The 19464-nt window shown below is 43.2% G+C and carries 22 protein-coding genes and 1 tRNA gene; 11 read left to right on the top strand and 12 right to left on the bottom strand.

Going from position 1 to position 19464, the window contains the following annotated elements:
- Positions 1–4: 4 nt before the first annotated feature.
- The 9 genes from KO533_RS06980 to KO533_RS06940 form a co-directional block, all read right to left on the bottom strand.
- The gene (locus KO533_RS06980) at positions 5–1231 is read right to left on the bottom strand and encodes an ATP-grasp domain-containing protein (RefSeq protein ID WP_105251917.1); all 1227 of its coding nucleotides are present in this window, start codon (positions 1229–1231) and stop codon (positions 5–7) included.
- Positions 1221–2414, bottom strand: coding sequence for a methyltransferase domain-containing protein (locus KO533_RS06975; protein WP_219253425.1), 1194 nt, complete (start codon positions 2412–2414; stop codon positions 1221–1223). The genes KO533_RS06980 and KO533_RS06975 overlap by 11 nt, the downstream gene beginning before the upstream one ends.
- A gap of 18 nt (positions 2415–2432) precedes the next feature.
- Positions 2433–3167 carry an SDR family oxidoreductase gene (locus KO533_RS06970; RefSeq protein WP_219253424.1) on the bottom strand — a complete coding sequence of 245 codons (735 nt, stop codon included), beginning with the start codon at positions 3165–3167 and terminating at the stop codon, positions 2433–2435.
- Complete coding sequence (locus KO533_RS06965; RefSeq protein WP_219253422.1) at positions 3160–4905, bottom strand: thiamine pyrophosphate-binding protein; 1746 nt, start codon at positions 4903–4905, stop codon at positions 3160–3162. Before KO533_RS06965 ends, KO533_RS06970 begins: the two co-directional genes overlap by 8 nt.
- Positions 4905–5777, bottom strand: a complete 873-nt coding sequence (locus KO533_RS06960; RefSeq protein WP_219253420.1) for an N-acetylneuraminate synthase family protein — start codon at positions 5775–5777, stop codon at positions 4905–4907. Before KO533_RS06960 ends, KO533_RS06965 begins: the two co-directional genes overlap by 1 nt.
- 78 nt (positions 5778–5855) lie before the next feature.
- Positions 5856–6095, bottom strand: coding sequence for a hypothetical protein (locus KO533_RS06955; RefSeq protein WP_219253418.1), 240 nt, complete (start codon positions 6093–6095; stop codon positions 5856–5858).
- Complete coding sequence (locus KO533_RS06950; protein ID WP_219253415.1) at positions 6092–7420, bottom strand: 6-hydroxymethylpterin diphosphokinase MptE-like protein; 1329 nt, start codon at positions 7418–7420, stop codon at positions 6092–6094. Before KO533_RS06950 ends, KO533_RS06955 begins: the two co-directional genes overlap by 4 nt.
- Before the next feature lie 51 nt (positions 7421–7471).
- Positions 7472–7547: transfer RNA gene (locus KO533_RS06945), tRNA-Arg, on the bottom strand.
- A gap of 55 nt (positions 7548–7602) precedes the next feature.
- Positions 7603–8769, bottom strand: coding sequence for a flagellar assembly protein FlgT (locus tag KO533_RS06940; protein WP_219253413.1), 1167 nt, complete (start codon positions 8767–8769; stop codon positions 7603–7605).
- A 280-nt stretch (positions 8770–9049) separates the two neighbouring features.
- Here KO533_RS06940 and KO533_RS06935 point away from each other — a divergent pair, with 280 nt between their 5' ends.
- On the top strand, positions 9050–9682 hold the full coding sequence (locus KO533_RS06935) for a FlgO family outer membrane protein (protein ID WP_028761216.1): 633 nt from the start codon (positions 9050–9052) through the stop codon (positions 9680–9682).
- Positions 9679–10128 carry an LPP20 family lipoprotein gene (locus KO533_RS06930; RefSeq protein WP_219253411.1) on the top strand — a complete coding sequence of 150 codons (450 nt, stop codon included), beginning with the start codon at positions 9679–9681 and terminating at the stop codon, positions 10126–10128. Before KO533_RS06935 ends, KO533_RS06930 begins: the two co-directional genes overlap by 4 nt.
- A gap of 127 nt (positions 10129–10255) precedes the next feature.
- Here the strand turns inward: KO533_RS06930 and KO533_RS06925 are convergent, their stop codons facing one another.
- The 3 genes from KO533_RS06925 to flgA form a co-directional block, all read right to left on the bottom strand.
- The gene (locus KO533_RS06925; RefSeq protein ID WP_131523073.1) at positions 10256–10681 is read right to left on the bottom strand and encodes a flagellar protein FlgN; all 426 of its coding nucleotides are present in this window, start codon (positions 10679–10681) and stop codon (positions 10256–10258) included.
- 2 nt (positions 10682–10683) lie between these two features.
- Positions 10684–11007 carry a flagellar biosynthesis anti-sigma factor FlgM gene (gene flgM / locus KO533_RS06920; protein ID WP_107948432.1) on the bottom strand — a complete coding sequence of 108 codons (324 nt, stop codon included), beginning with the start codon at positions 11005–11007 and terminating at the stop codon, positions 10684–10686.
- 75 nt (positions 11008–11082) lie between these two features.
- The gene (gene flgA / locus KO533_RS06915) at positions 11083–11790 is read right to left on the bottom strand and encodes a flagellar basal body P-ring formation chaperone FlgA (protein WP_028761212.1); all 708 of its coding nucleotides are present in this window, start codon (positions 11788–11790) and stop codon (positions 11083–11085) included.
- Positions 11791–11995: 205 nt separating this feature from the next.
- Here flgA and KO533_RS06910 point away from each other — a divergent pair, with 205 nt between their 5' ends.
- From KO533_RS06910 to flgH, 9 genes are all read left to right on the top strand, one after another.
- Positions 11996–12916 (top strand): chemotaxis protein CheV, encoded by a 921-nt coding sequence (locus KO533_RS06910; protein ID WP_028761211.1) that lies wholly within the window; start codon positions 11996–11998, stop codon positions 12914–12916.
- A gap of 100 nt (positions 12917–13016) precedes the next feature.
- Positions 13017–13856, top strand: a complete 840-nt coding sequence (locus tag KO533_RS06905; RefSeq protein WP_168824478.1) for a protein-glutamate O-methyltransferase CheR — start codon at positions 13017–13019, stop codon at positions 13854–13856.
- A gap of 143 nt (positions 13857–13999) precedes the next feature.
- Positions 14000–14404, top strand: a complete 405-nt coding sequence (gene flgB, locus KO533_RS06900) for a flagellar basal body rod protein FlgB (RefSeq protein ID WP_113939454.1) — start codon at positions 14000–14002, stop codon at positions 14402–14404.
- Between the two features lie 2 nt (positions 14405–14406).
- The gene (gene flgC, locus KO533_RS06895) at positions 14407–14823 is read left to right on the top strand and encodes a flagellar basal body rod protein FlgC (RefSeq protein ID WP_006085646.1); all 417 of its coding nucleotides are present in this window, start codon (positions 14407–14409) and stop codon (positions 14821–14823) included.
- Between the two features lie 24 nt (positions 14824–14847).
- Complete coding sequence (gene flgD / locus KO533_RS06890) at positions 14848–15618, top strand: flagellar hook assembly protein FlgD (protein WP_173497640.1); 771 nt, start codon at positions 14848–14850, stop codon at positions 15616–15618.
- Between the two features lie 82 nt (positions 15619–15700).
- The gene (gene flgE, locus KO533_RS06885) at positions 15701–17062 is read left to right on the top strand and encodes a flagellar hook protein FlgE (RefSeq protein ID WP_028761207.1); all 1362 of its coding nucleotides are present in this window, start codon (positions 15701–15703) and stop codon (positions 17060–17062) included.
- A gap of 172 nt (positions 17063–17234) precedes the next feature.
- The gene (gene flgF, locus KO533_RS06880; RefSeq protein WP_105251930.1) at positions 17235–17978 is read left to right on the top strand and encodes a flagellar basal-body rod protein FlgF; all 744 of its coding nucleotides are present in this window, start codon (positions 17235–17237) and stop codon (positions 17976–17978) included.
- A 10-nt stretch (positions 17979–17988) separates the two neighbouring features.
- Positions 17989–18777: a flagellar basal-body rod protein FlgG gene (flgG, locus tag KO533_RS06875; protein WP_028761205.1), complete on the top strand. Its 789-nt coding sequence runs from the start codon at positions 17989–17991 to the stop codon at positions 18775–18777.
- An 11-nt stretch (positions 18778–18788) separates the two neighbouring features.
- A complete protein-coding gene (gene flgH, locus KO533_RS06870) occupies positions 18789–19463 on the top strand; it encodes a flagellar basal body L-ring protein FlgH (protein ID WP_028761204.1) in 675 nt (224 codons plus the stop codon).
- The last annotated feature ends 1 nt before the right edge of the window (position 19464 follow it).

The following is a 19464-nucleotide window of genomic DNA, read 5'->3' as shown; positions in this document are numbered from 1 at the left end:
TATCCTATTCATACGTCACTTTGACAAGTGATAGTGCAGCTTGAGCTAGCTCAATGGCCTCATGCTTGCTGGTTGCTGTGGTAATGACAAAACCGCTTCGTTGAGTATGATTTGACAGCGGAGCTATGATGGAACCCGGAGTAATGAATATTTTGAGTAACTGAACTCCAGGTGCTTTAGAAGCAACATCATGATTGAAAATAGATTTGACTTTACCTTCAGGAAGATCCAAATAACGTATGGCTACCGCCTGTTGTTTAGATGGTGTGACTTCTTCAACCGATAGACTTTGTCCAAGAGCGAGTTTGATGGCTTTTTCGACAAAGTTTACCCCACACGCTAGTGGAATTTGAGTGGTTGAAAAATAGCCACCTGAGAGGCGACCAGCTATCTCGATCACCTTAGGACCAGTATCGGTAAATACCATGTCGCCTTTTGCGACTCCGGAACAGATCCCCAAGGCTAACGCTGCTTGCTCGACACATGAAATGACTGCAGAGCGAACACTTTCATTTGATGCTGTTGGAGCATCGCCACCATTTTCTATGATGAATGGCTTAGTGCGTTCAAGCCACTCATAGTTACGGTCGGCAAAGCCTAAGGTATAACATTGGCTATTGTCGACTAGGGTTTCGGTACTAAATTGAGGACCTTCGAGATATTCTTCAAGCATCACACGGCCAGTTGGTGATTCATGATGGGCGAGTGTCCATGCTGCATCAAGTTGTGATGTCTGCTCAATGAGTTGCACTCCTCGAGCGCCTCGACTGTCTACGGGTTTGATCACCAAAGGGAAGCCAATCTCATTGGCGCATACATGAAGTGTGGCTTTATTTACCACTGCGCAAAAACGAGGAATAGGGATGCCCATTTTTTGTAGTTGTTGTTTCATCGCGAGCTTGTCCGAGACCCAGAATGCGGACTCGAGTGATAATCCTGCTAGTCCTAGAGCATTACAGACGGTTGCTACGCTTAACGGTACATCGGCACACATAGCTATAACGCCATCTACTCGAACACCAGAAGTTATCAGTGCCAGAGTCTTAGTCAGTATGGCATTTCCATCATAGGTGCTTGCAATAATGGCCCAATCTGCCATGGCTAAACCTGGTGCAGCCGGATTACCGTCGGCAATAATGAGCTTAAGACCCATAGTTTTGGCAATTTTTATGCCTTCACAGGCTTCAATGCCTGCCCCTATGATAAGCAAGTGTTTATCTTTATTTGGCATTAGCGTGCTCTTTATTGTCAATGCTATGCAGCTTTAAGGTTTCGACACCTTTATCCCTAAGCCACGACAAGGCATTAAAAATTTCCTTTTCTGATGCATAGGAGGAAATCAAAACAGTGTCCCCTTCTTGCCAATTGATATTTACAGGGTCTTGGCAGATCCACTCACCTTGTTTGATCCCCCATTTTAGGGATGAAGTATCTGTCAGACCGTCGATTTGACAATGTTGGAGTAGGTTAGTATTGGCTACCAGTTGACAGGTGTGGATCCCTGCGCCCCAAAGAAATATGCGTTTGCATTGCTGCAATTTGTCCAGCACTTTGTCTAAGCAGCCTTGCCAATAGTTGACTTCTTTTTGACGGTAGTTAATGAGCCGTTGACGATTAACTTCAACATCTGCATGGAAATCAACATAGTGATGTTGCTCTTTTGTACTGGCGAGTACTCCAATGATAGGTGACAAGTTACTATTAAAATGCTCCACAACGGAGATTGGTGAGTATCCAGCTAGCCGTAGGCTCTGTATTAGGTTTTCTTTAGTGTAATAATTGATGTGTTCAAAGGAAAAAAATCCTGGGCACAGGCTCGTGTGATTAGCCATTAGAGGTACTTCAACGTAGATAAATTTTTCGCCCTCAGAGTCCTGAATTTTACGGCATTTCTTCAATGTGTTCTGTGGATGGTAAAGGTGCTCGAGTACATGGGTAAGGATAATCAGCTCGAAAGATTCTTCTGTTTCAAAACTTTCAGCACTACCATGAATACAGTCAATATTGTAAAGTCGATTTGCAAGTGAAACAGAGGCAGTCCCAGGTTCTACGCCCAAAACTCGCGTTACACCAGCATCTCTAAATTGCGACAAAGTGTAGCCGTCTGAGCTGCCAATTTGCATTGCTGATTTTGGCAATTCACCGATGCCTCGTTTTATAAAGCGGATCTGTTCATCAACATCTCTGATTTTCGACTCACTTGGGCGTTCTTTACGACCTGGATTGGTGTATACCGCTATTGAACTATAAAAGGTCATCATTTCGTCAAAAGAAACCGATGGACTCTGGCTAACCGATCCGCAATCTGGACAAATAGAAAAACCGATTTTTGTTGTTCCAAGGCCTGGTAATACCCAATCTGAGCTGAAAATGTTTTCTGTATCAGCGCCGCATAAAAAACAGTTTCTGATCATCGTCTATCCTAATATCAACTAGCTAAAATACATGCCGCCATTAGCATTGAGCGTTTGCCCGCAAAGATAACTGCTGTCATCGGAAGCAAGAAATAATGCGATAGCGTTTATATCGCTAGTATGGCCCAGTCGTTTAGCCGGAATTGCTGCCACTTTTTGTTTACCCAGTTCAGATGCTAACTCATTACGTGTCATTTCTGTTTCAACTAGGCCGATTGATATAGCATTACAATTTATGCCGTCGGCGGAATATATTTTAGCAATAGACTTAGTTAAGTTGAGTAAACCGGCTTTTGCCGCAGCATAATGAACTTGGTTAAATCCTCCCCATTGTCCGCCAATAGAACTAATGTTGATGATCTTTCCCCATGTATTTGCTTGCATTGCTGGAATACAGGCTTGAGTTAGCAGAAATGGTCCACGTAAATTAGTATTGAGCATCACTTCAAAATCGTTAGCTGTGATTTCTAAGTAAGGCTTTTCCTGCGCAATAGCCCCATTATTTATAAGAATATCAATAGTACGCGAAAAATGATGTTCAATTGCGTTAACACAGGTACTTATACTGTCAGGAATAGACTGATCTAGATAAAATGCATACACATTTGGACCTAGCTCCTCTGCTAATTCAGTTGCTGCATTTGCATTATGGCAATAGGTCATTGCGACTAAATAATCATTGGCGGCAAAACTACGCGCTAATTCAGCACCGATACCACGACTCCCACCTGTTATGAGCACGAGCTTAGTCATGGTTCTGGCCCCTTGGCTTGCCTTGAGCATCAAAATATGGCCACATCTTATCTGTGGCTTGTCCACCAAGTAGCATAGGTAAAATATCGTGTTGAGGATTTATCTCTACATGGAGTAAAACCGCCCCTTTGGCTTCGATAAATGCGGTGAGCGCTTGTTCTAGTTCAGCTTCTTCGGAGCAATGGATAGCTTGAATACCGTAACCTTGGGCTATGAGGGCAAAATTGGGCGAATGTTTATTGCCGCATGCAGTATCGGTTTCCCAATTCATCAGTTGAAACTGGGAAACAAGTCCTAATCTATGGTTATCGACAACAAGAATTTTAATATTAAGTCCTAATTCACTGATGACGTCTAACTCTTGGATATTCATCTGAAACGAACCATCCCCAGCAATGCAGAGAATTGTAGACTCAGGAGCGTGAATAGCTGCACCGATAGCTGTAGGGAGGTCATACCCCATAGTGCCATGTCCAGCAGATGTCAAAAGCTTGCGCTGCGGTAGTGCAAATCTGAAGTGTCTAGCAACCCAGTGTTGGTGTGCACCTACTCCAGTTGTGACTAAAGTACTTTCGGGTAACTTGTCACTGAGTTTTTTGAGTAGTTTATCTGGTGCAATACCTGGATATTCTGGATATGGCCAACTAAATTGGTCACGCCATTGCGTGATAGTGTTATTCCATTCAGAAAGTTCTGGAACTGATAATTTGTGTTGATTCTTTAATAAAGTATCGAAAAACTCAGTAAGTCCAGAATGAACTGCTGCATGGTGTGCAATGCGGCTGTGGGCTAATTCACCTTCATCAATATCAACTCTGAAAATTTTTGCATTTGCTGCAAAATCCGCTTTAAGCGTACCCGTTTGGCGGACATCCAATCGAGATCCTAAAACCAGTAATAAATCGGATTCTGCAATGGCTTTACCTGCAATTTGGCTACCGGTATGACCATGAAAGCCTAAACAGCCATTATCATCAGTGGGTAGAACTCCGATACCCAAAAGACTATGACTGACAGCAGCTGGCCAATGGATTCTCAGTTTATGCAATGCTTCTACTAATGCAGGAGTCGTCATGCCATTACCGCAAATAATGACTGGCCTTTGCGAAGTATTCATTGCTTCAATTAGGGTATCAACAAATACATCAAGTTCTGCTGTATTGGTTTTCGCTAATGCAGCTGTAATCAGCTTGATTGGCTCTGTAACTGCGGTGCGTTGCACATCCATTGGTAAATCAATGGAAACGGGGCCTTTTCTGCCTTCTAAAGCCAGAGTCCATGCCTGTGGAAGGATTTCGTATAATTCCACAATATTTTGGGGTTGAAACTGTGCTTTAGTGATCGGCTTCATTAGGGCTGGGGTATCGACCTCTTGGAATCCTGATTGACGAACAGACTTGCTTCCGGTGAGATCTCCCGTACCGACTTGTCCGGTGAACACCAGCATAGGTATGCCATCAAAATAGGCATCAGCGACAGGGGTTAGCACATTAGTTACGCCTGGCCCCGATGTCACTGCAACAATACCGGGTAACTGCGTTAATTTCCCCTGAGCTAAAGCTGCGTAACCTGCTCCTTGCTCATTACGAGATGTATAAACGGCAACACCAAATCGTTTGCATGCATCGAGGAGGGGAGCGATTGTTCCTCCAGGATAGTTATGGAGTGCATAAATACCCTGATGTGCCAAAAATTCGATAACAGCATCTGCTGCCACTGTGATGGGGGACAAACTCATTATTCTGATACTCCAAATTTCTCTCTTTGATGCCGCAATGGACGTAATCCATCAAGGGGATCCGCTCGCCATTCTCTATCTGAGGCTTCACTCGCAACAAATTGTTTTTCTGGTTTGCCATCAATCACATTGGCTAATTTTATACCTTGGATTACGGGTGCTATCTGTTGTGGCAGCCAACAATGTCCTGAAGCATATTCATCGCCTTTTTCATCTAAATCTAAATGAAACTCTATGACATCGGCTCGCCATTTGTGTACAGCTCGGTTAAGTACCGCACTAGAGACAGTATGATCAGACCAGCCAACGTTAACTTGATAGCGGTTTCTAAAGCTTTCTAATACCGCAAGATTACATTCATTCTCAGGAGTTGGGTATGCCGATACACAATGAAGCAAGGTGATGTCTTTCGCGCCATTTTCTTTTAGCGTGAGTACCGCTTGATCTATCTCTTCTAAAGTAGCCATGCCAGTTGAAAGAACAACAGGTAATCCCGTTTTTGCACAGGCTACTAGTAGATCCGTCCATAACAATTCGTAGGAGGCAATCTTATAAAAATTGACATAGGGTTCAAGTTCTGCCACTGCATCTAAGTAGAATGGTGTACAAGAAAACTGAATGCCATATTTATCACAACTTTGTTTTAATTCAGGCAAAAAACTGACTGGGAGCTCCCAATCTTTGCGTTTTCGATGTGTTTCACTTTTAGCCAGAATCTCGGGAGCGAAAAGTTGCTCTATTTGGAAAAGCTGAAACTTTACGGCATCGCAACCAATGTCTGCAGCAGTTTTGATAAACTCAATGCAGCGCTGTAAGTCTCTATGATGGTTGCTGGAGACTTCAGCGATAAAAATAGGTGAATGTATAGTCATAGTTACTCGCAAATGGCTCGGTATAGTCTATTAACGGCAAGTCTCTGGGAAGCTTGATGCCCTGTTGCTCTTGCTTTATCAGACTAGTTCTATTAGTTCATACTCTAAATAATCGGCAAGGCTTAACCAATCGTGTTGCTCTTGTGCCTGAAGCATAGCAGGCAATATTTGCTGAAAAGTCGAATTAAGGACAAGTTCTGGGTAGTTTTTTTCTATTTTATCAAGACATAACCGTAACTCTACTGAAGCCTTTGCTTCTTGACCGAGTCTAAATAAACCTGCCGTTTGCCGCAGTGAATCTTGTAGACTTAAGCTCATAATATGAGGTCCTTATACTGAGAACCGCGAATTTTAGCGCCTGATAAACTCGCTTGGTAAAACTTTACTTCTGGATGCTTAGCGATGTAGCGTTCCAAGTGTCTGAGATATGCTCTTAGGTTTAGATCCGTCGCTATCCGCTGGCCTTTGCCATTGATCAACCAGTGTTTAGCTTCCTTCACTTTCTGAATAACCGCATTAACCCATATTTGTTCTTTTATATCGTTTTGACCAAATTTGTGATCATTCCAGAACGCATGACTCTTGTTATTGCAATAACAAAAATCACATCCTAATAGGGTAATTTCTTTTGCCTTTAATTTGATCGCTAAATCAATTGCCGGATGAATGACGCTTCCACTCGTGAACAGTCTTAGTTTGGGATATCGAGAAGCGAGCTGGTCGTATATTTTACTGCCTCCATAGGCAATAAATCTTTGGCCTAACCAAGCATTAAGTACCATTGGATCAACCCGGGGAAAATAAACAAGATTGATGTTATGAGTCGAGGCTAGCGGTAAATGGTATTCACCTATCAATCCGTCAATGCAGATCACAATATCTGGTTTTATATTATTGTGAAGTAAACCACGTAATGCAGTATCGGCCGCTATGATTAGTGGCCTATGGGAACTTGAACTAATTTGTTGCAGATAATCATAATGCTCTTCTAAAGAAGGACCCGAGCCAATCACGATAGCTTTATAGCTACTATGACTATTTATTAAGCTCGCAGCATCAGGATCGTGAGTAATATAAAGTTGGTTATCCTCGAAGCGTTTTAATATTGCAGGATCATCAGACTGATGTCGTTGATTAGAGAACTCACGATTGAGCTCCATGACTAATAAGTCTCTAAGAGTCGCATTTTCATCACTGACAAGAGTGAGATCTGGCGTAATTGCAATATTAGGAAAATTTAACTTTGTGCTTGGAAGCGCCGTTAAATTAATGTTTGGATGCTTTAACCATTCGCTTTGATCTGTGTAACTAATGAGGAGGGCAAAAACGCTGAGGTTTAAAATGCAAACATCAATTGAAAGATACTGTGGATTATCGATAAGTAAACTTGGTACATCTCCCATCCCGACACCGTAGACGGTTACGTGAGTTGCATCTGCAAGTAATGTACTGATAAAGAGCCGTGCTTCGGCGATGCGGTCATGACGACTACTGAGCTGAATACCACTGACACTGATAGTTTGATTGCGACCGTTGACAAGGTGGGCATCTAATTCATTGATGGTCTGGCTTTTGACCGCAGCGGCTACTATAGGCCAACGCTTAACGATAATATTGAGATTAGACGCAAATAGCTCGGTCATTCCGTTTCTCCGGAAGATTTCTGTGAGTTTGATATCACCAAGGTCACTATCTGGTCTCTCCACAGGGACTCGAACCCCGATCGGCCGCTTAGGAGGCGGCTGCTCTATCCTGTTGAGCTATGAAGAGACGACAGTGATTATACTGGTTTTATCTTTGATTAAAAGGCTTAAGATTTAGTTGCTTAAATCTTAAGCGCTATGTCGTTTATCTGTACATTGTAGGCGGCATTTTGGTCTACAAGTACTGCGGTGGCGCTTTCTTCGCTTACTTGCTCAATTTTTACCGTAGCACGGCTTTTGGTCGCGACGGCGCGCATTTCATTGAGTCTATCGGGTAAGTTTTGTTGTAATACTACTTGGAATTTATCACCGACACGAATGCCATGTTTACGGCCTAGATTTAATATAATCCTGTCAGCTTGTCGGCTAACGACTTGGCCAAGTAATGGCCTGCAATTAAGTGTGCTGTCTAAATCTCGGGTAGCTTGCAATATTAATTGAGTAATACTTTTTCCATAGGAGGAACGCCAGAATCTATTACTGTTGGGAGCAATGATAGCCTGTTCTTCAAATTCCCATGGGGCCGATGTGCTGTAGCTTTTGCTCCAGACCTCTTCGCCACTGATCCCATGATAGAGGCTGAGTTTGAATTGAAATTGCCTTAGCGGAGCTTCATCCCAAAATCCTAAGAAGGTGGGTTGTACTGGCTCTATCGATATATCAATGATCTGCGGTTGAAGAATATATTGGCTGTCGGTAATTTCACTGAGCCAGCTTGGGAGTCGATAACCGCGAATATCCACTAGGTCTTGTTCAATATCGAGTCGCTCGTTAGCATGGATGTGACTAAAGCCAGTTGAAGAGTAATCTTCTATAGTGTTCCCTAACGCCTCTGAAATGACCTCTTCAAAGCCTGAAAGTTGTCCATATCTAAGCTGAGAACGATCTTTTATTTGTGTTTGAGGTATTAAAATAGCGGCCTTTAATTGGCCATTAGGACACTGTTGTGTTGGATCATCATTTAGATCGAGGCGTAGGGATACATATATTTTATTTCCCTGAATTTGTTCACTAACGAGTTGGATGTTTATGGCTTGGGCGTTGCGATTTATCGCAAAGTTATTTTGTGTGAGGTTACCATTAGAGGTTTGTTGCTCGCTGGATATTTGAATACCTGTGCTTAATGTCGCATAGCTAACAGCTTGATTAATCGCGTCTTCTCTTGCTTGAGCTGTATTACCATTGATAATAGTTGCTTCTCCGCTGGCTTCTATCCATTCGGCTCTGGTGGGCAAAGAAAGTAGTAAAAGGCTCAAAATGATGAGCGAAGCTGAACCTGGTATGTGCATCAATTCAATCCTTATCGCTAAGCTAATGGCGATATTACCAATCGAGCCAGTTTTCTGACTCTTAATCTAATATGGCAATAAAGCAAATTTCGTGCCTGAGTATGAGAACTTTTGATAAAGTTTCCATTGTTACAGTCGATATACTGCGTAATAGAAGAATATTGTCGGACTGAGGTTAATATTGGTCCGAAGATTGCTGGTTTTTGTTACTCATTAAAAATTTGAAGCTTAGAAAGTGAGTCACTTGACTGCCAATGCACCCATAGATGAGGTAAATCCAATGCTAAAGCGTGTGATTATTCCCTTAACATTGATAATGTTAGGTGGATGTGTAGCTAAACCGGTTACGCCGCCCAAACCGAGTTTAGTGGATGGCAATGGGTTGCCGCCAACGGCAGTGATTAACCATTTAGCACAGCGAATAGTGACTGAGCTCGTTAAGCAAAATGATGCTTTGCGTTCTGATCAACCTATCGTAGTTGCAACACCAGTATTAGTGGGCGATTTGAATGGCACTAATGCGTTAGCGCAACAGTTACAGCAAGGATTAATGACGTCGCTCCATAGCTTTCAGTTTAATGTGGTGGATTTAAACTTAGCTGATGGCTTGAGAGTCACATCTGACGGGGATTTTATTTTGACGAGAGATTGGCAAAAATTGTCGAAAGATCTTCCTGTTGAACATCTTGTCGTTTCGACTATGAGCGTAGTAACCAATGGTATGGCGATCAATACTCGGATTGTGAACATTAGTAACAATCGCGTGGTATCGGCATCTCAAACTTTTGTGACTCAAAAAGAGTTGGCAAACTACATGCAACCTTCGGAGCAAATTGTGTCACAAAATGGCATCTTATATCGTCAGGCGAGTCCAGGTATGAATGAAGTGCGTGTTTTAGGAGATGGAAAATGAAACGCTACCTTTTAGTTATTGTGGCGCTAATGCTAACTGGCTGCGCTGCTAAAGATAGATATGTGCAATGGGAAGATGTGCCGCCGCCGAGTTTTCCTAAGTTAACGGCTATAGGATATGCGCCCTTAGCGACTCAACCGGCTAAAGAGCAATCACAAAGAGTGTTGATGGCTATGCAGGCATCAAAAATTGTGGCTTATCGTGAATTAGCGGAACAAGTTTATGGGCAGAAAATAACGGCAAACAGCAGTGTCAGTGATTGGATGTTGACGGACGATAATGTCAAAGCGTCAGTTTCTGGCGTGATCCGCGGCGCACGAGTCGTTAAGAGTTATCCAGCAGGCGAGCATTATGTCACTGAGTTAGAACTTGATTTTTCACAGGTTTGGGCGCTTTATCAACAACAGAGCCGTCCACAACGAGTGAAGGAAGTGACGTATTTCTAGCGTTTTTGAGAGTATGTTCAACAGCATGTATTGAGCCGCGTATTTACGCGGCTTTTCTTTTTGTACAAGACATTAATATCTAATCAGAGCTTAGAAAAGGGAATGCTAAGTGGGAGTGATGCGCTTGTTAGGCCTTTAAATCATTGCCTAAACTTGAGATAGTCGAGGTCTTGCCTTTATCGTTATAGGTGAGGCTGGAGGCGTTTCTGCTGGCTTGTAAAGCTTGAGCAAAGCGATTTAAACTCGCTAAATTCATCTCAATTAAACTGGCATTTTGTTCGTTTAATTCTTTGCATTCAGTCAATGCGTCTTTGATCTCGGCCATTTTATGTACGAGTTCGACTTGCTGAGTGAGTAGCGATTTATCACTGTGTTTTGCTAGAATATCATCATTAGTCTTTAGTTCTTTCAGACATTGCGATTTTTCGTTAGCAAGGGAAAGCAGTAAATCGGCGTTTTGGTCAACCAAAGCGCCTTTTTCCTTGAGTATGATTTGCTTAAGAACAGCCAAATGGGCGTGTTGTAGATCTACCAGTTTAGCTATTTCAGTCATAGTTACTCTTTATTTAAGTCATTAAGTTCGGCTTCAAAACTTGCAATATTGGCAGCCAACTTTTCAGGGTCAATTTTATAGCGACCTTCGGCAATAGCTTGTTTGATTTCGGCTACTTTCTTTTGATCAACTTCAGGAAGGCTAGCCATTTTAGTCTGAGCTCCTTGAAGTTGTTGTGCCTGGGCCGTAATGACCACTGAATCGCTTCTCTGTGGTGTTGTCGATTTTGTAGCAACTTGAGCAGATTGATCGCTGCTCGTTTTCGTTGCGCCTGAACGAACTTGCGCAGTCGTTGCAGTGTTGAGTTTGCTAATATCAATTGCCATTTTAGGCTCCAGCGTCGTGTGTACGGGATTTCTTAACTGGGGTATCGGCAGCTTACAAAAAAGCTTTAGATTATTTTACATTCTTACTTCAACTTCGCCAATGCCTGTGACTATAGCATCTAGTTCTTTGTTTGAACTGCTATTTTTGACTCTGATCCGATCACCTTTATTGCCATCTTGTAGGGCTTCGCCCACTGTTTTGAGCTCGAATGAGCCAGAACGAACGTAGATAGATACCGAATCATTTTTACAAACGAAGCATAAGTTGTTGCTTAATATGGGATTATCTTTTGCTACTCGTCGTTTTACTCGCACGCCAGCCAATTTACTCGGGTCATCGAATTCGGCACCTCTCAAGCTATTTTGTTCAATGTAACGGACTTCTACTTGACTAGGAGAGATGAGTTCGCCTGGTGCTAAGATTTCGGTTGAGACAACAACGGGGAATAAGATATCCACCCGAACCGAGATATAGATTTGCCAAGGGTAAGCTAAGTCTTGCGTATCACAGCTGACTTTTAAGGTGTTATTACGGCTAATTTCCCTATCGCTAGCCAGTTCAACTTTCATTGGAGACGAACATTGTGACGGCAGCATTCTTGCGTCAACCATCTGTGGCGAAATATTTACTTTGGCATTTTCTGGAACAGATATTTTTTCTGAAATAAGCGCTTTAGCTAATTCTGAGATTGCCGATACGGTGGGGACAATAGGCTCTGCACTCGCAAAAGCGGGCATGAAGAGGGTGAAAAGACTAAAAAAACAGACTAAATTTACTTTCATAATGAAGAGACTAGCTTGTAACGCCAGAATGCACCTATACTTTTATTAAGTTCGAAGCTGACCACTGTAATAATAATTTGCATCACTGTCAGAAGATTGACTCAGTTTCGACTATGTTTATCGATAGATAAGACGTAAGCAATTAATATGCCTATACTCAACTGAGTTATAGGGCCGAACATAAACAGAACAACAAGGCAGAGTTATGTCGAGTATTCTTGATTCAGTCAACAAACGAACCCAGCTCGTTGGACAAAACCGTTTAGAATTGCTGCTTTTTAAATTAAACGGTCGTCAACGGTTTGGGATTAACGTGTTTAAGGTGAAAGAAGTACTGCAGTGTCCACCACTGACCACTTTGCCTAAACTTAATCCTTATGTGAAGGGTGTTGCTCATATTCGTGGAACAACCATTTCAGTGATTGATTTGAGTGCGGCAACAGGGGGAAAACCTTTAGCGAGCACTGAAAACTGTTTCATCATTATTTCTGAATATAACCGTAGTGTTCAAGGCTTCTTGGTCAGTTCTGTTGAGCGGATCATCAACATGAATTGGGAAGCGATTATGCCTCCGCCGCAAGGTGCTGGCCGTTATTCCTATCTGACAGCGGTGACTGAAATTGAAGGTGAATTAGTTGAAATTCTCGATGTGGAAAAAATCTTAGATGAGATTTCACCGGTTAAAACGGCTATCAGTGAAGAAGCCAATGAAAAACTGACCCTCGACAGAACTCAGCATTACCATATTATGGTTATTGATGATTCTGCCGTGGCGCGTAAACAAATTATTCGTTCACTCGAGTCATTGAATTTACAAATTGATACCGCAAAAGATGGTCGCGAAGCATTAGACAAGCTTAAAGAGATCGCCAAAGAGATGGATAATGTGGCCGATGAGATACCCCTCATCATCTCTGATATTGAGATGCCTGAAATGGATGGCTACACCCTGACAGCTGAAATCCGAGATGATCCTAAGCTTAAGCATATTAAAGTGGTACTGCATACTTCGTTAAGTGGTGTATTCAATCAGGCAATGGTTCAAAAAGTGGGGGCCAATGACTTTATCGCTAAGTTTAATCCTGACGAACTGGCCGCTGCTGTGAATAAGCATTTAAGTTTGTAATTGCTGTAGGTTAGTACCTAGATACGCTTTACGCTATAATCTCGACTTTATAACATGATGGTTTCGCACTGATTTTGGTGCTTGCTATAGGATTTAGGATGTGAATGTGCCAAATAAATCACTCGCTGAGGCTGAATATAATCAATTTAGGTTGTTCTTAGAGCAACACAGCGGCATCGTACTGGGTGAAAATAAGCAATATCTTGTGCGCAGTCGTCTTGCTCCTTTGATGGGCAAATATAACCTGCCATCCTTATCTGATGTGGTTAAGCATTCGATGAAGCCTACTGAGCGTGCGCTCAGAGCTGAAGTGATCGATGCTATGACGACCAATGAAACCCTTTGGTTCCGTGATCGTTATCCATTTGAGTTGTTGAATAATGTCCTACTACCTGAATACAGTCGTCTGGGGCGTCCGCTCAAAATTTGGTCTGCGGCTTGCTCGTCAGGCCAAGAGCCGTACTCATTGGCTATGACTATTCTTGAGTATCAACAGAAGAAGCCTGGTGCCTTGGCTGGTAGTGCTTCGATTCAAGCAACGGATCTATCTCCTTCCATGTTAGAACGCTGCAAAAATGCCGAGTACGATAGTTTGGCATTAGCGCGTGGTTTATCTGAAGAACGTAAGCGTCAGTTTTTTGATGCATTACCTTCAGGCAATATGAAGTTAAAGGATAATGTGAAGCGGTTGGTGAACTTTAGAGCGCATAATTTGCTTGAGAGTTATAGTCTGCTTGGCAAGTTCGACATTATCTTTTGCCGCAATGTGCTGATTTATTTTGCACCAGAGGCAAAGGCAAAAATTTTGCGGCAATTCGCTGCCGCTCTCAATCCCAAAGGGATTTTATTTCTCGGTGCATCAGAATCTATCGCTGGTTTAACGGACGAGTTTGATATGGTTCGTTGTAACCCTGGCATTTATTACCAGAAAAAGACTTAACTCAGCCGCTCTAAAGAAAATTACCGACAATTGTCGGTAATTTTTTACCCATCACTTGCTCATCCTTATTGTTATTCTCAAAATTTTCCTGATGTTGGCACATGAATTGCTTTATTTTCGTGAGAACACGAGGAGGCAATTTTATGGCGATCAATTTTGATAATGCACTGGGTGTGCATCAATACACTCTCGGTATTAGAGCGCAGCGGGCTGAAGTCATTTCAAGCAATATCGCTAACGCAGATACGCCACATTACAAAGCCCGCGATGTTGATTTTTCTGCGGCAATGCAAGCCGCTCGAGGCCAACAGCAGCAGCGAAATAGTCTTGAAATGCAAGAGCCAGATAAGCATTTTGGGCTTGCGGAGTTGACTGGGCAATTTGTTAAGTTCCGTGTGCCAAATCAACCCGATACCGGTGATGGTAATACTGTTGATATCCAACAGGAACAATCGGCATTCATGCAAAATGCACTTGAATATCAAATGTCGCTAGGTTTTTTAGACAGTAAGTTTAGTGGCATGAAGAAAGCGTTGAGAGGGGATTAATCATGAGTTTATTTAGCATATTTGATGTTGCTGGCTCGGGAATGTCTGCTCAATCGGTCAGGCTAAACACCACCGCGAGCAACATAGCCAACGCGGATTCCGTCTCGAGTAGTGTAGATAAGACCTATCGTTCCCGTCATCCCATTTTTGAAGCCGAAATGGCTAAAGCCCAAAGTCAGCAACAAGCTTCTCAAGGCGTTGCAGTAAAAGGCATTGTAGAAAGTGATAAACCACTACTGAAAGAATACTCGCCCGATCATCCTATGGCGGATGCGGACGGCTTTATTTATAAACCGAATGTTAATGTCATGGAAGAAATGGCAGATATGATTTCTGCTTCGCGCTCATATCAAATGAATGTTCAAGTCGCTGAAGCAGCTAAGTCTATGCTGCAACAAACACTTGGGATGGGTAAATAACATGTGTTACTTAGGAGGTAAGCTGTGAGCCTCATTAATCAAATTAACCAAGCGTCGGCGCAGACGGCTCAAAATAAGAGTCAGCCAAATGCCGTTACGACGAATTCATCAACCAGCTCAACGGGTAATCCGTTTCTTGATGGCATACGTTTGCCAAAAGAGTCAATAGTACCGGAAGCAAAAAGCCAGCAGTTAACTCAAGATGACTTTTTCTCGTTATTAAGCCAACAGTTATCGATGCAAGATCCCTTTAAGCCCGTCGACAACGACCAAATGATTGCGCAGATGGCATCATTCTCGACGGTTGATGGTATTACTAAGTTGAATAAGGAAATCGTTAATTTAAACGGTGTTATGACATCAAGCCAAGCATTACAGGCATCAGGACTTGTTGGTCGCAAGGTGTTGATCCCAACTGATACAGGTAACATTTCAGCTGAAAGCCCAACAATAAAAGGTGTGATTAGCACGCCAGCTAAAATTCCTGAAGTTACTGTACGTGTTGAGGATGAGAAAGGCCAAGTTGTGACCACCTTTAAAGTTGATGGCAGTAAGGGGGGCAATGTCGATGTTAACTGGGATGGCCTCGATAAAGACGGAAACCCTGTAACCGCAGGTAACTATACGATCAAGGCGAGTGGTTTAGTGGATGGGAAATCCCAAGAATTGCCAGTCTCGACCTATGCTCATGTGACCAGCGTTTCTCTCGGTACGGCCAGTACTGGCGCGATTCTTAACTTGAGAGGCGGTATGGGCATCAAGTTAACCGATGTGTTAGCTGTGTCTGAAACCTAAGTTTGCCTAAAAGAATTTTTGCAGTATCCGAATTGGGCGTAAGTCGCTCATAAATGAATTGAGTCAAGTGTAGAGGTGAATTATGTCGTTTAACATTGCATTGAGTGGCATTTCTGCCGCGCAGAAAGATTTAAACACTACGGCGAATAACATTGCTAATGCGAACACCATTGGCTTTAAAGAGTCCCGTGCTGAATTTGCGGATGTTTACGCTAATTCTATTTTTTCAAATGCTAAAACTGCTGTCGGTGGTGGTGTTGCTACGAGTCAAGTGGCACAGCAATTCCATCAAGGTAGCTTACAGTTGACGAATAACTCCCTTGATATGGCGATTAAAGGTGGCGGCTTTTTCGTTACTGCCTCTGAACTGGGTACATTAGACCACTCGTTTACCCGTGCTGGAGCATTTAAGGTCGATAAAAATAATTACATGGTTGATTCTGCTGGTAATTATTTGCAAACTTTCCCAGTGGATAAAGATGGGAACTCAACATCAGTGAGTTTAACGACGGCTAAGCCGGTACAAATACCAGACACTGCAGGTAGCCCTGTAAAGACTGAGAATGTTACTTTACAAATGAACTTAAATGCTAAGGAAAGTGCACTCGACCCCGCGGCATTCGATCCTCTAGATGCAAAAACCTACAATAACGTTACATCAATGACAATTTATGACTCACTCGGTGAGCCACATATTATGACCACTTATTTTGTTAAGCCCAAAGATGGTTCGTACAATGGTGAGAACAATTGGGTAGCTTACTATGCTGTTGATGGAAAACAAGTCGATCTAGCCGGTCCTGCTGGTACTTATCAAACAGATACCACTGGCGATGGTACACCTGATGCAACGGGCACAGCTCAAACTGCTGGTGGTTGGAAAGGCTCTGTCCTCAAGTTTAATTCTGTTGGTGTCTACACTGGTAGTGATCCTGCTATAGTCAAGACTGAGGCTTTGGGCGTCAGTGGTGCGGGTGTTTTAGGGCCAGGTGCCGATGGTACTCAAGAGTTGACTGTGAAGTTTAATGCCCCAACGCAATATGCTGCTCCTTTTGGTGCAACTGAGTTGACGCAAGATGGTACGACTGTAGGTCGCTTAACTAACGTTGAAATCGGCGAAGATGGTTTAGTGACCGCGAGTTATTCTAATGGTTCAACCGTGCCTTTAGCACGGGTTGCTTTAGTTCGTTTTGCTAACGAACAAGGTTTAACGCAAGTGGGTAATACGTCGTGGAAAGCTAGTTTAGCTTCAGGTCCAGCGTTAGCGGGTGAGGCAAATAGTGGAACTTTTGGTAGCATCAGTTCATCGGCGTTAGAGCAATCGAACATCGATTTGACGACTGAACTGGTCGATTTAATTTCGGCGCAGCGTAACTTCCAAGCGAACTCCCGTACCCTTGAAGTGAATAACACGCTGCAACAAACCGTATTACAAATCCGCTAATCATTACTTTATTTAACTAAGTGTTGCCGCCAGTGGCAACACTTAGCCTTTATCCTGCTGTCAACTCACTTCATTTCCTTATTCTTCAAATTTATCAGTAAATTAAAATTAATTTTTATTGGCACGATGCTTGCTTTGATATCGTCATGTAGAAAATTTGACGGAGCAGTCTGTGGACAAATTCCTTTATGTCGCCATGAGTGGCGCTAAGCAAAATATGAATGAGCTGGCACTCCGTGCGAACAACTTAGCCAATGCTAATACCGATGGTTTTAAATCAGATATGGCGCAGGCCAGATCGATGCAAGCCTTCGGTGAAGGGTTGCCTTCAAGGGTGTTTGCGATGACAGAATCTCCGTCAGCTAATTTTCGCTCTGGTCCGATAAAAACCACTGGACGGGATCTCGATGTTGCCATTAAAGGCGATGGCTGGTTTGCCGTTCAGGCGAAAGATGGCAGTGAAGCTTATACCCGTTCCGGTAGTCTCAGTTTCGATGCGACGGGCATGTTGTATAACGACAGAGGCAATCCCGTGATGGGGGATGCTGGCCCGATAGTGCTGCCATTACCTATTGATAAAGTGTCAATTTCACAGGATGGCATAGTGTCTGTTCGCCCTCAAGGGGCGACTGCTGAAGTGATAGAAGAAGTGGCGAGATTGAAGTTAGTTAATCCCGGCAATGCGCAGATGATGCGTGGTGAAGATGGATTATTTCGACAAATGTCAGGTGAACCAGCACCAGCTGACCCTTTCGTCGCAGTTGAAAGTGGTGCCGTAGAGGGCAGTAACGTTAACCCTGTTGATGAAATGGTGTCTTTGATTGATCTTCAGCGCCAGTTTGAATTGCAAGTCAAGATGATGAAAACCGCGGAAGAGAATGATCGCGCTTCATCTTCATTAATGCGTATTAGTTAGGAGATAGATTATGCATCCGGCGTTATGGATTAGTAAAACTGGCTTAGACGCACAGCAAACTGATATTTCAGTGATTTCAAACAACGTAGCAAACGCTAGCACTGTGGGCTACAAAAAAAGCCGCGCAGTATTTGAAGACTTACTCTATCAAACAGTTAACCAAGCGGGTGGTGTTAGTGCATCTAACACTAAGCTACCCAACGGATTAAACATAGGTGCGGGTACGAAAGTCGTCGCCACTCAAAAAATGTTTACTCAGGGTAACATGCTGACGACGGATAACTCACTGGATCTCATGATTGAAGGTCCTGGATTTTTTGAAATCCAGCTCCCTGATGGAACCACTGCTTATACTCGAAATGGTCAGTTTACCTTAGACGATACGGGTCAGATTGTGACGCCAGGTTCTGGCTATTTGCTACAACCCGCGATCACTATTCCTGATAATGCGACCAGTATTACCGTTTCAGCAGAGGGTGAAGTTTCAGTAAAAACGCCGGGTACCGCTGAGAACCAAGTCGTGGGTCAGTTGACTATGACGGATTTTATTAATCCATCGGGTCTAGATCCTATGGGACAAAACTTATATACGGAAACCGGTGCGAGCGGCACGCCAATTCAAGGTACCGCTTCGTTAGATGGCATGGGAGCGATTCGTCAAGGCGCCTTAGAAACCTCTAACGTTAACGTGACCGAGGAACTGGTGAACCTTATCGAAAGTCAGCGCATTTACGAGATGAACTCTAAAGTGATTTCAGCGGTAGATCAGATGCTGTCTTATGTGACTCAGAATTTATAGAGGCAAACATCATGGCTAGATATCTTGTGTTGGCCGTCGCGTTATTGCTTGCAGCTTGTAGCTCGACGCAAAAGAAACCCCTTGCGGATGATCCCTTTTACGCACCGGTATATCCAGAGGCACCGCCGACAAAAATTGCTGCAACTGGCTCTATTTACCAAGATAGTCAGGCATCTAGCTTATATTCAGATATACGCGCCCACAAAGTTGGCGACATTATCACTATTGTATTGAAGGAATCGACTCAAGCTAAGAAGAGTGCAGGCAATCAGATCAAAAAAGGCTCAGACATGAGCTTAGATCCCATCTTTGCAGGTGGTAGTAATGTGTCCATTGGCGGAGTGCCAATTGATTTGCGTTACAAAGATAGCATGAACACTAAGCGTGAATCGGATGCGGATCAGAGCAATAGTCTAGATGGCAGCATCTCGGCAAACGTGATGCAAGTGCTGAACAACGGCAGCTTAGTGATCCGTGGCGAAAAATGGATTTCAATTAATAATGGTGATGAGTTTATTCGTGTCACTGGTCTCGTTCGCTCGCAGGACATTAAACCCGATAACACTGTCGATTCAACGCGAATGGCTAATGCCCGTATCCAATACAGTGGCACAGGCACTTTCGCAGATGCTCAAAAAGTGGGCTGGTTAAGCCAGTTCTTTATGAGCGACTGGTGGCCCTTCTAAG

Origin of the sequence: Shewanella sp. NKUCC05_KAH, assembly GCF_019345585.1 — a bacterium.
GTDB lineage: Bacteria > Pseudomonadota > Gammaproteobacteria > Enterobacterales > Shewanellaceae > Shewanella > Shewanella oncorhynchi.
Note: the sequence above shows the minus strand (reverse complement) of the source record. Positions and strands in the feature narration are given on the sequence as shown.

Coding starts and splice junctions, on each gene's coding strand:
- KO533_RS06935 (WP_028761216.1), top strand. CDS start 9,050: ATGCTAAAGCGTGTGATTATTCCCTTAACATTGATAATGTTAGGTGGA.
- KO533_RS06980 (WP_105251917.1), bottom strand. CDS start 1,231: ATGCCAAATAAAGATAAACACTTGCTTATCATAGGGGCAGGCATTGAA.
- KO533_RS06910 (WP_028761211.1), top strand. CDS start 11,996: ATGTCGAGTATTCTTGATTCAGTCAACAAACGAACCCAGCTCGTTGGA.
- KO533_RS06960 (WP_219253420.1), bottom strand. CDS start 5,777: ATGACTATACATTCACCTATTTTTATCGCTGAAGTCTCCAGCAACCAT.
- KO533_RS06950 (WP_219253415.1), bottom strand. CDS start 7,420: ATGACCGAGCTATTTGCGTCTAATCTCAATATTATCGTTAAGCGTTGG.
- KO533_RS06930 (WP_219253411.1), top strand. CDS start 9,679: ATGAAACGCTACCTTTTAGTTATTGTGGCGCTAATGCTAACTGGCTGC.
- flgM (WP_107948432.1), bottom strand. CDS start 11,007: ATGGCAATTGATATTAGCAAACTCAACACTGCAACGACTGCGCAAGTT.
- KO533_RS06955 (WP_219253418.1), bottom strand. CDS start 6,095: ATGAGCTTAAGTCTACAAGATTCACTGCGGCAAACGGCAGGTTTATTT.
- KO533_RS06925 (WP_131523073.1), bottom strand. CDS start 10,681: ATGACTGAAATAGCTAAACTGGTAGATCTACAACACGCCCATTTGGCT.
- KO533_RS06970 (WP_219253424.1), bottom strand. CDS start 3,167: ATGACTAAGCTCGTGCTCATAACAGGTGGGAGTCGTGGTATCGGTGCT.
- flgC (WP_006085646.1), top strand. CDS start 14,407: ATGAGTTTATTTAGCATATTTGATGTTGCTGGCTCGGGAATGTCTGCT.
- flgH (WP_028761204.1), top strand. CDS start 18,789: ATGGCTAGATATCTTGTGTTGGCCGTCGCGTTATTGCTTGCAGCTTGT.
- flgB (WP_113939454.1), top strand. CDS start 14,000: ATGGCGATCAATTTTGATAATGCACTGGGTGTGCATCAATACACTCTC.
- KO533_RS06965 (WP_219253422.1), bottom strand. CDS start 4,905: ATGAGTTTGTCCCCCATCACAGTGGCAGCAGATGCTGTTATCGAATTT.
- KO533_RS06940 (WP_219253413.1), bottom strand. CDS start 8,769: ATGCACATACCAGGTTCAGCTTCGCTCATCATTTTGAGCCTTTTACTA.
- flgA (WP_028761212.1), bottom strand. CDS start 11,790: ATGAAAGTAAATTTAGTCTGTTTTTTTAGTCTTTTCACCCTCTTCATG.
- flgG (WP_028761205.1), top strand. CDS start 17,989: ATGCATCCGGCGTTATGGATTAGTAAAACTGGCTTAGACGCACAGCAA.
- flgE (WP_028761207.1), top strand. CDS start 15,701: ATGTCGTTTAACATTGCATTGAGTGGCATTTCTGCCGCGCAGAAAGAT.
- KO533_RS06975 (WP_219253425.1), bottom strand. CDS start 2,414: ATGATCAGAAACTGTTTTTTATGCGGCGCTGATACAGAAAACATTTTC.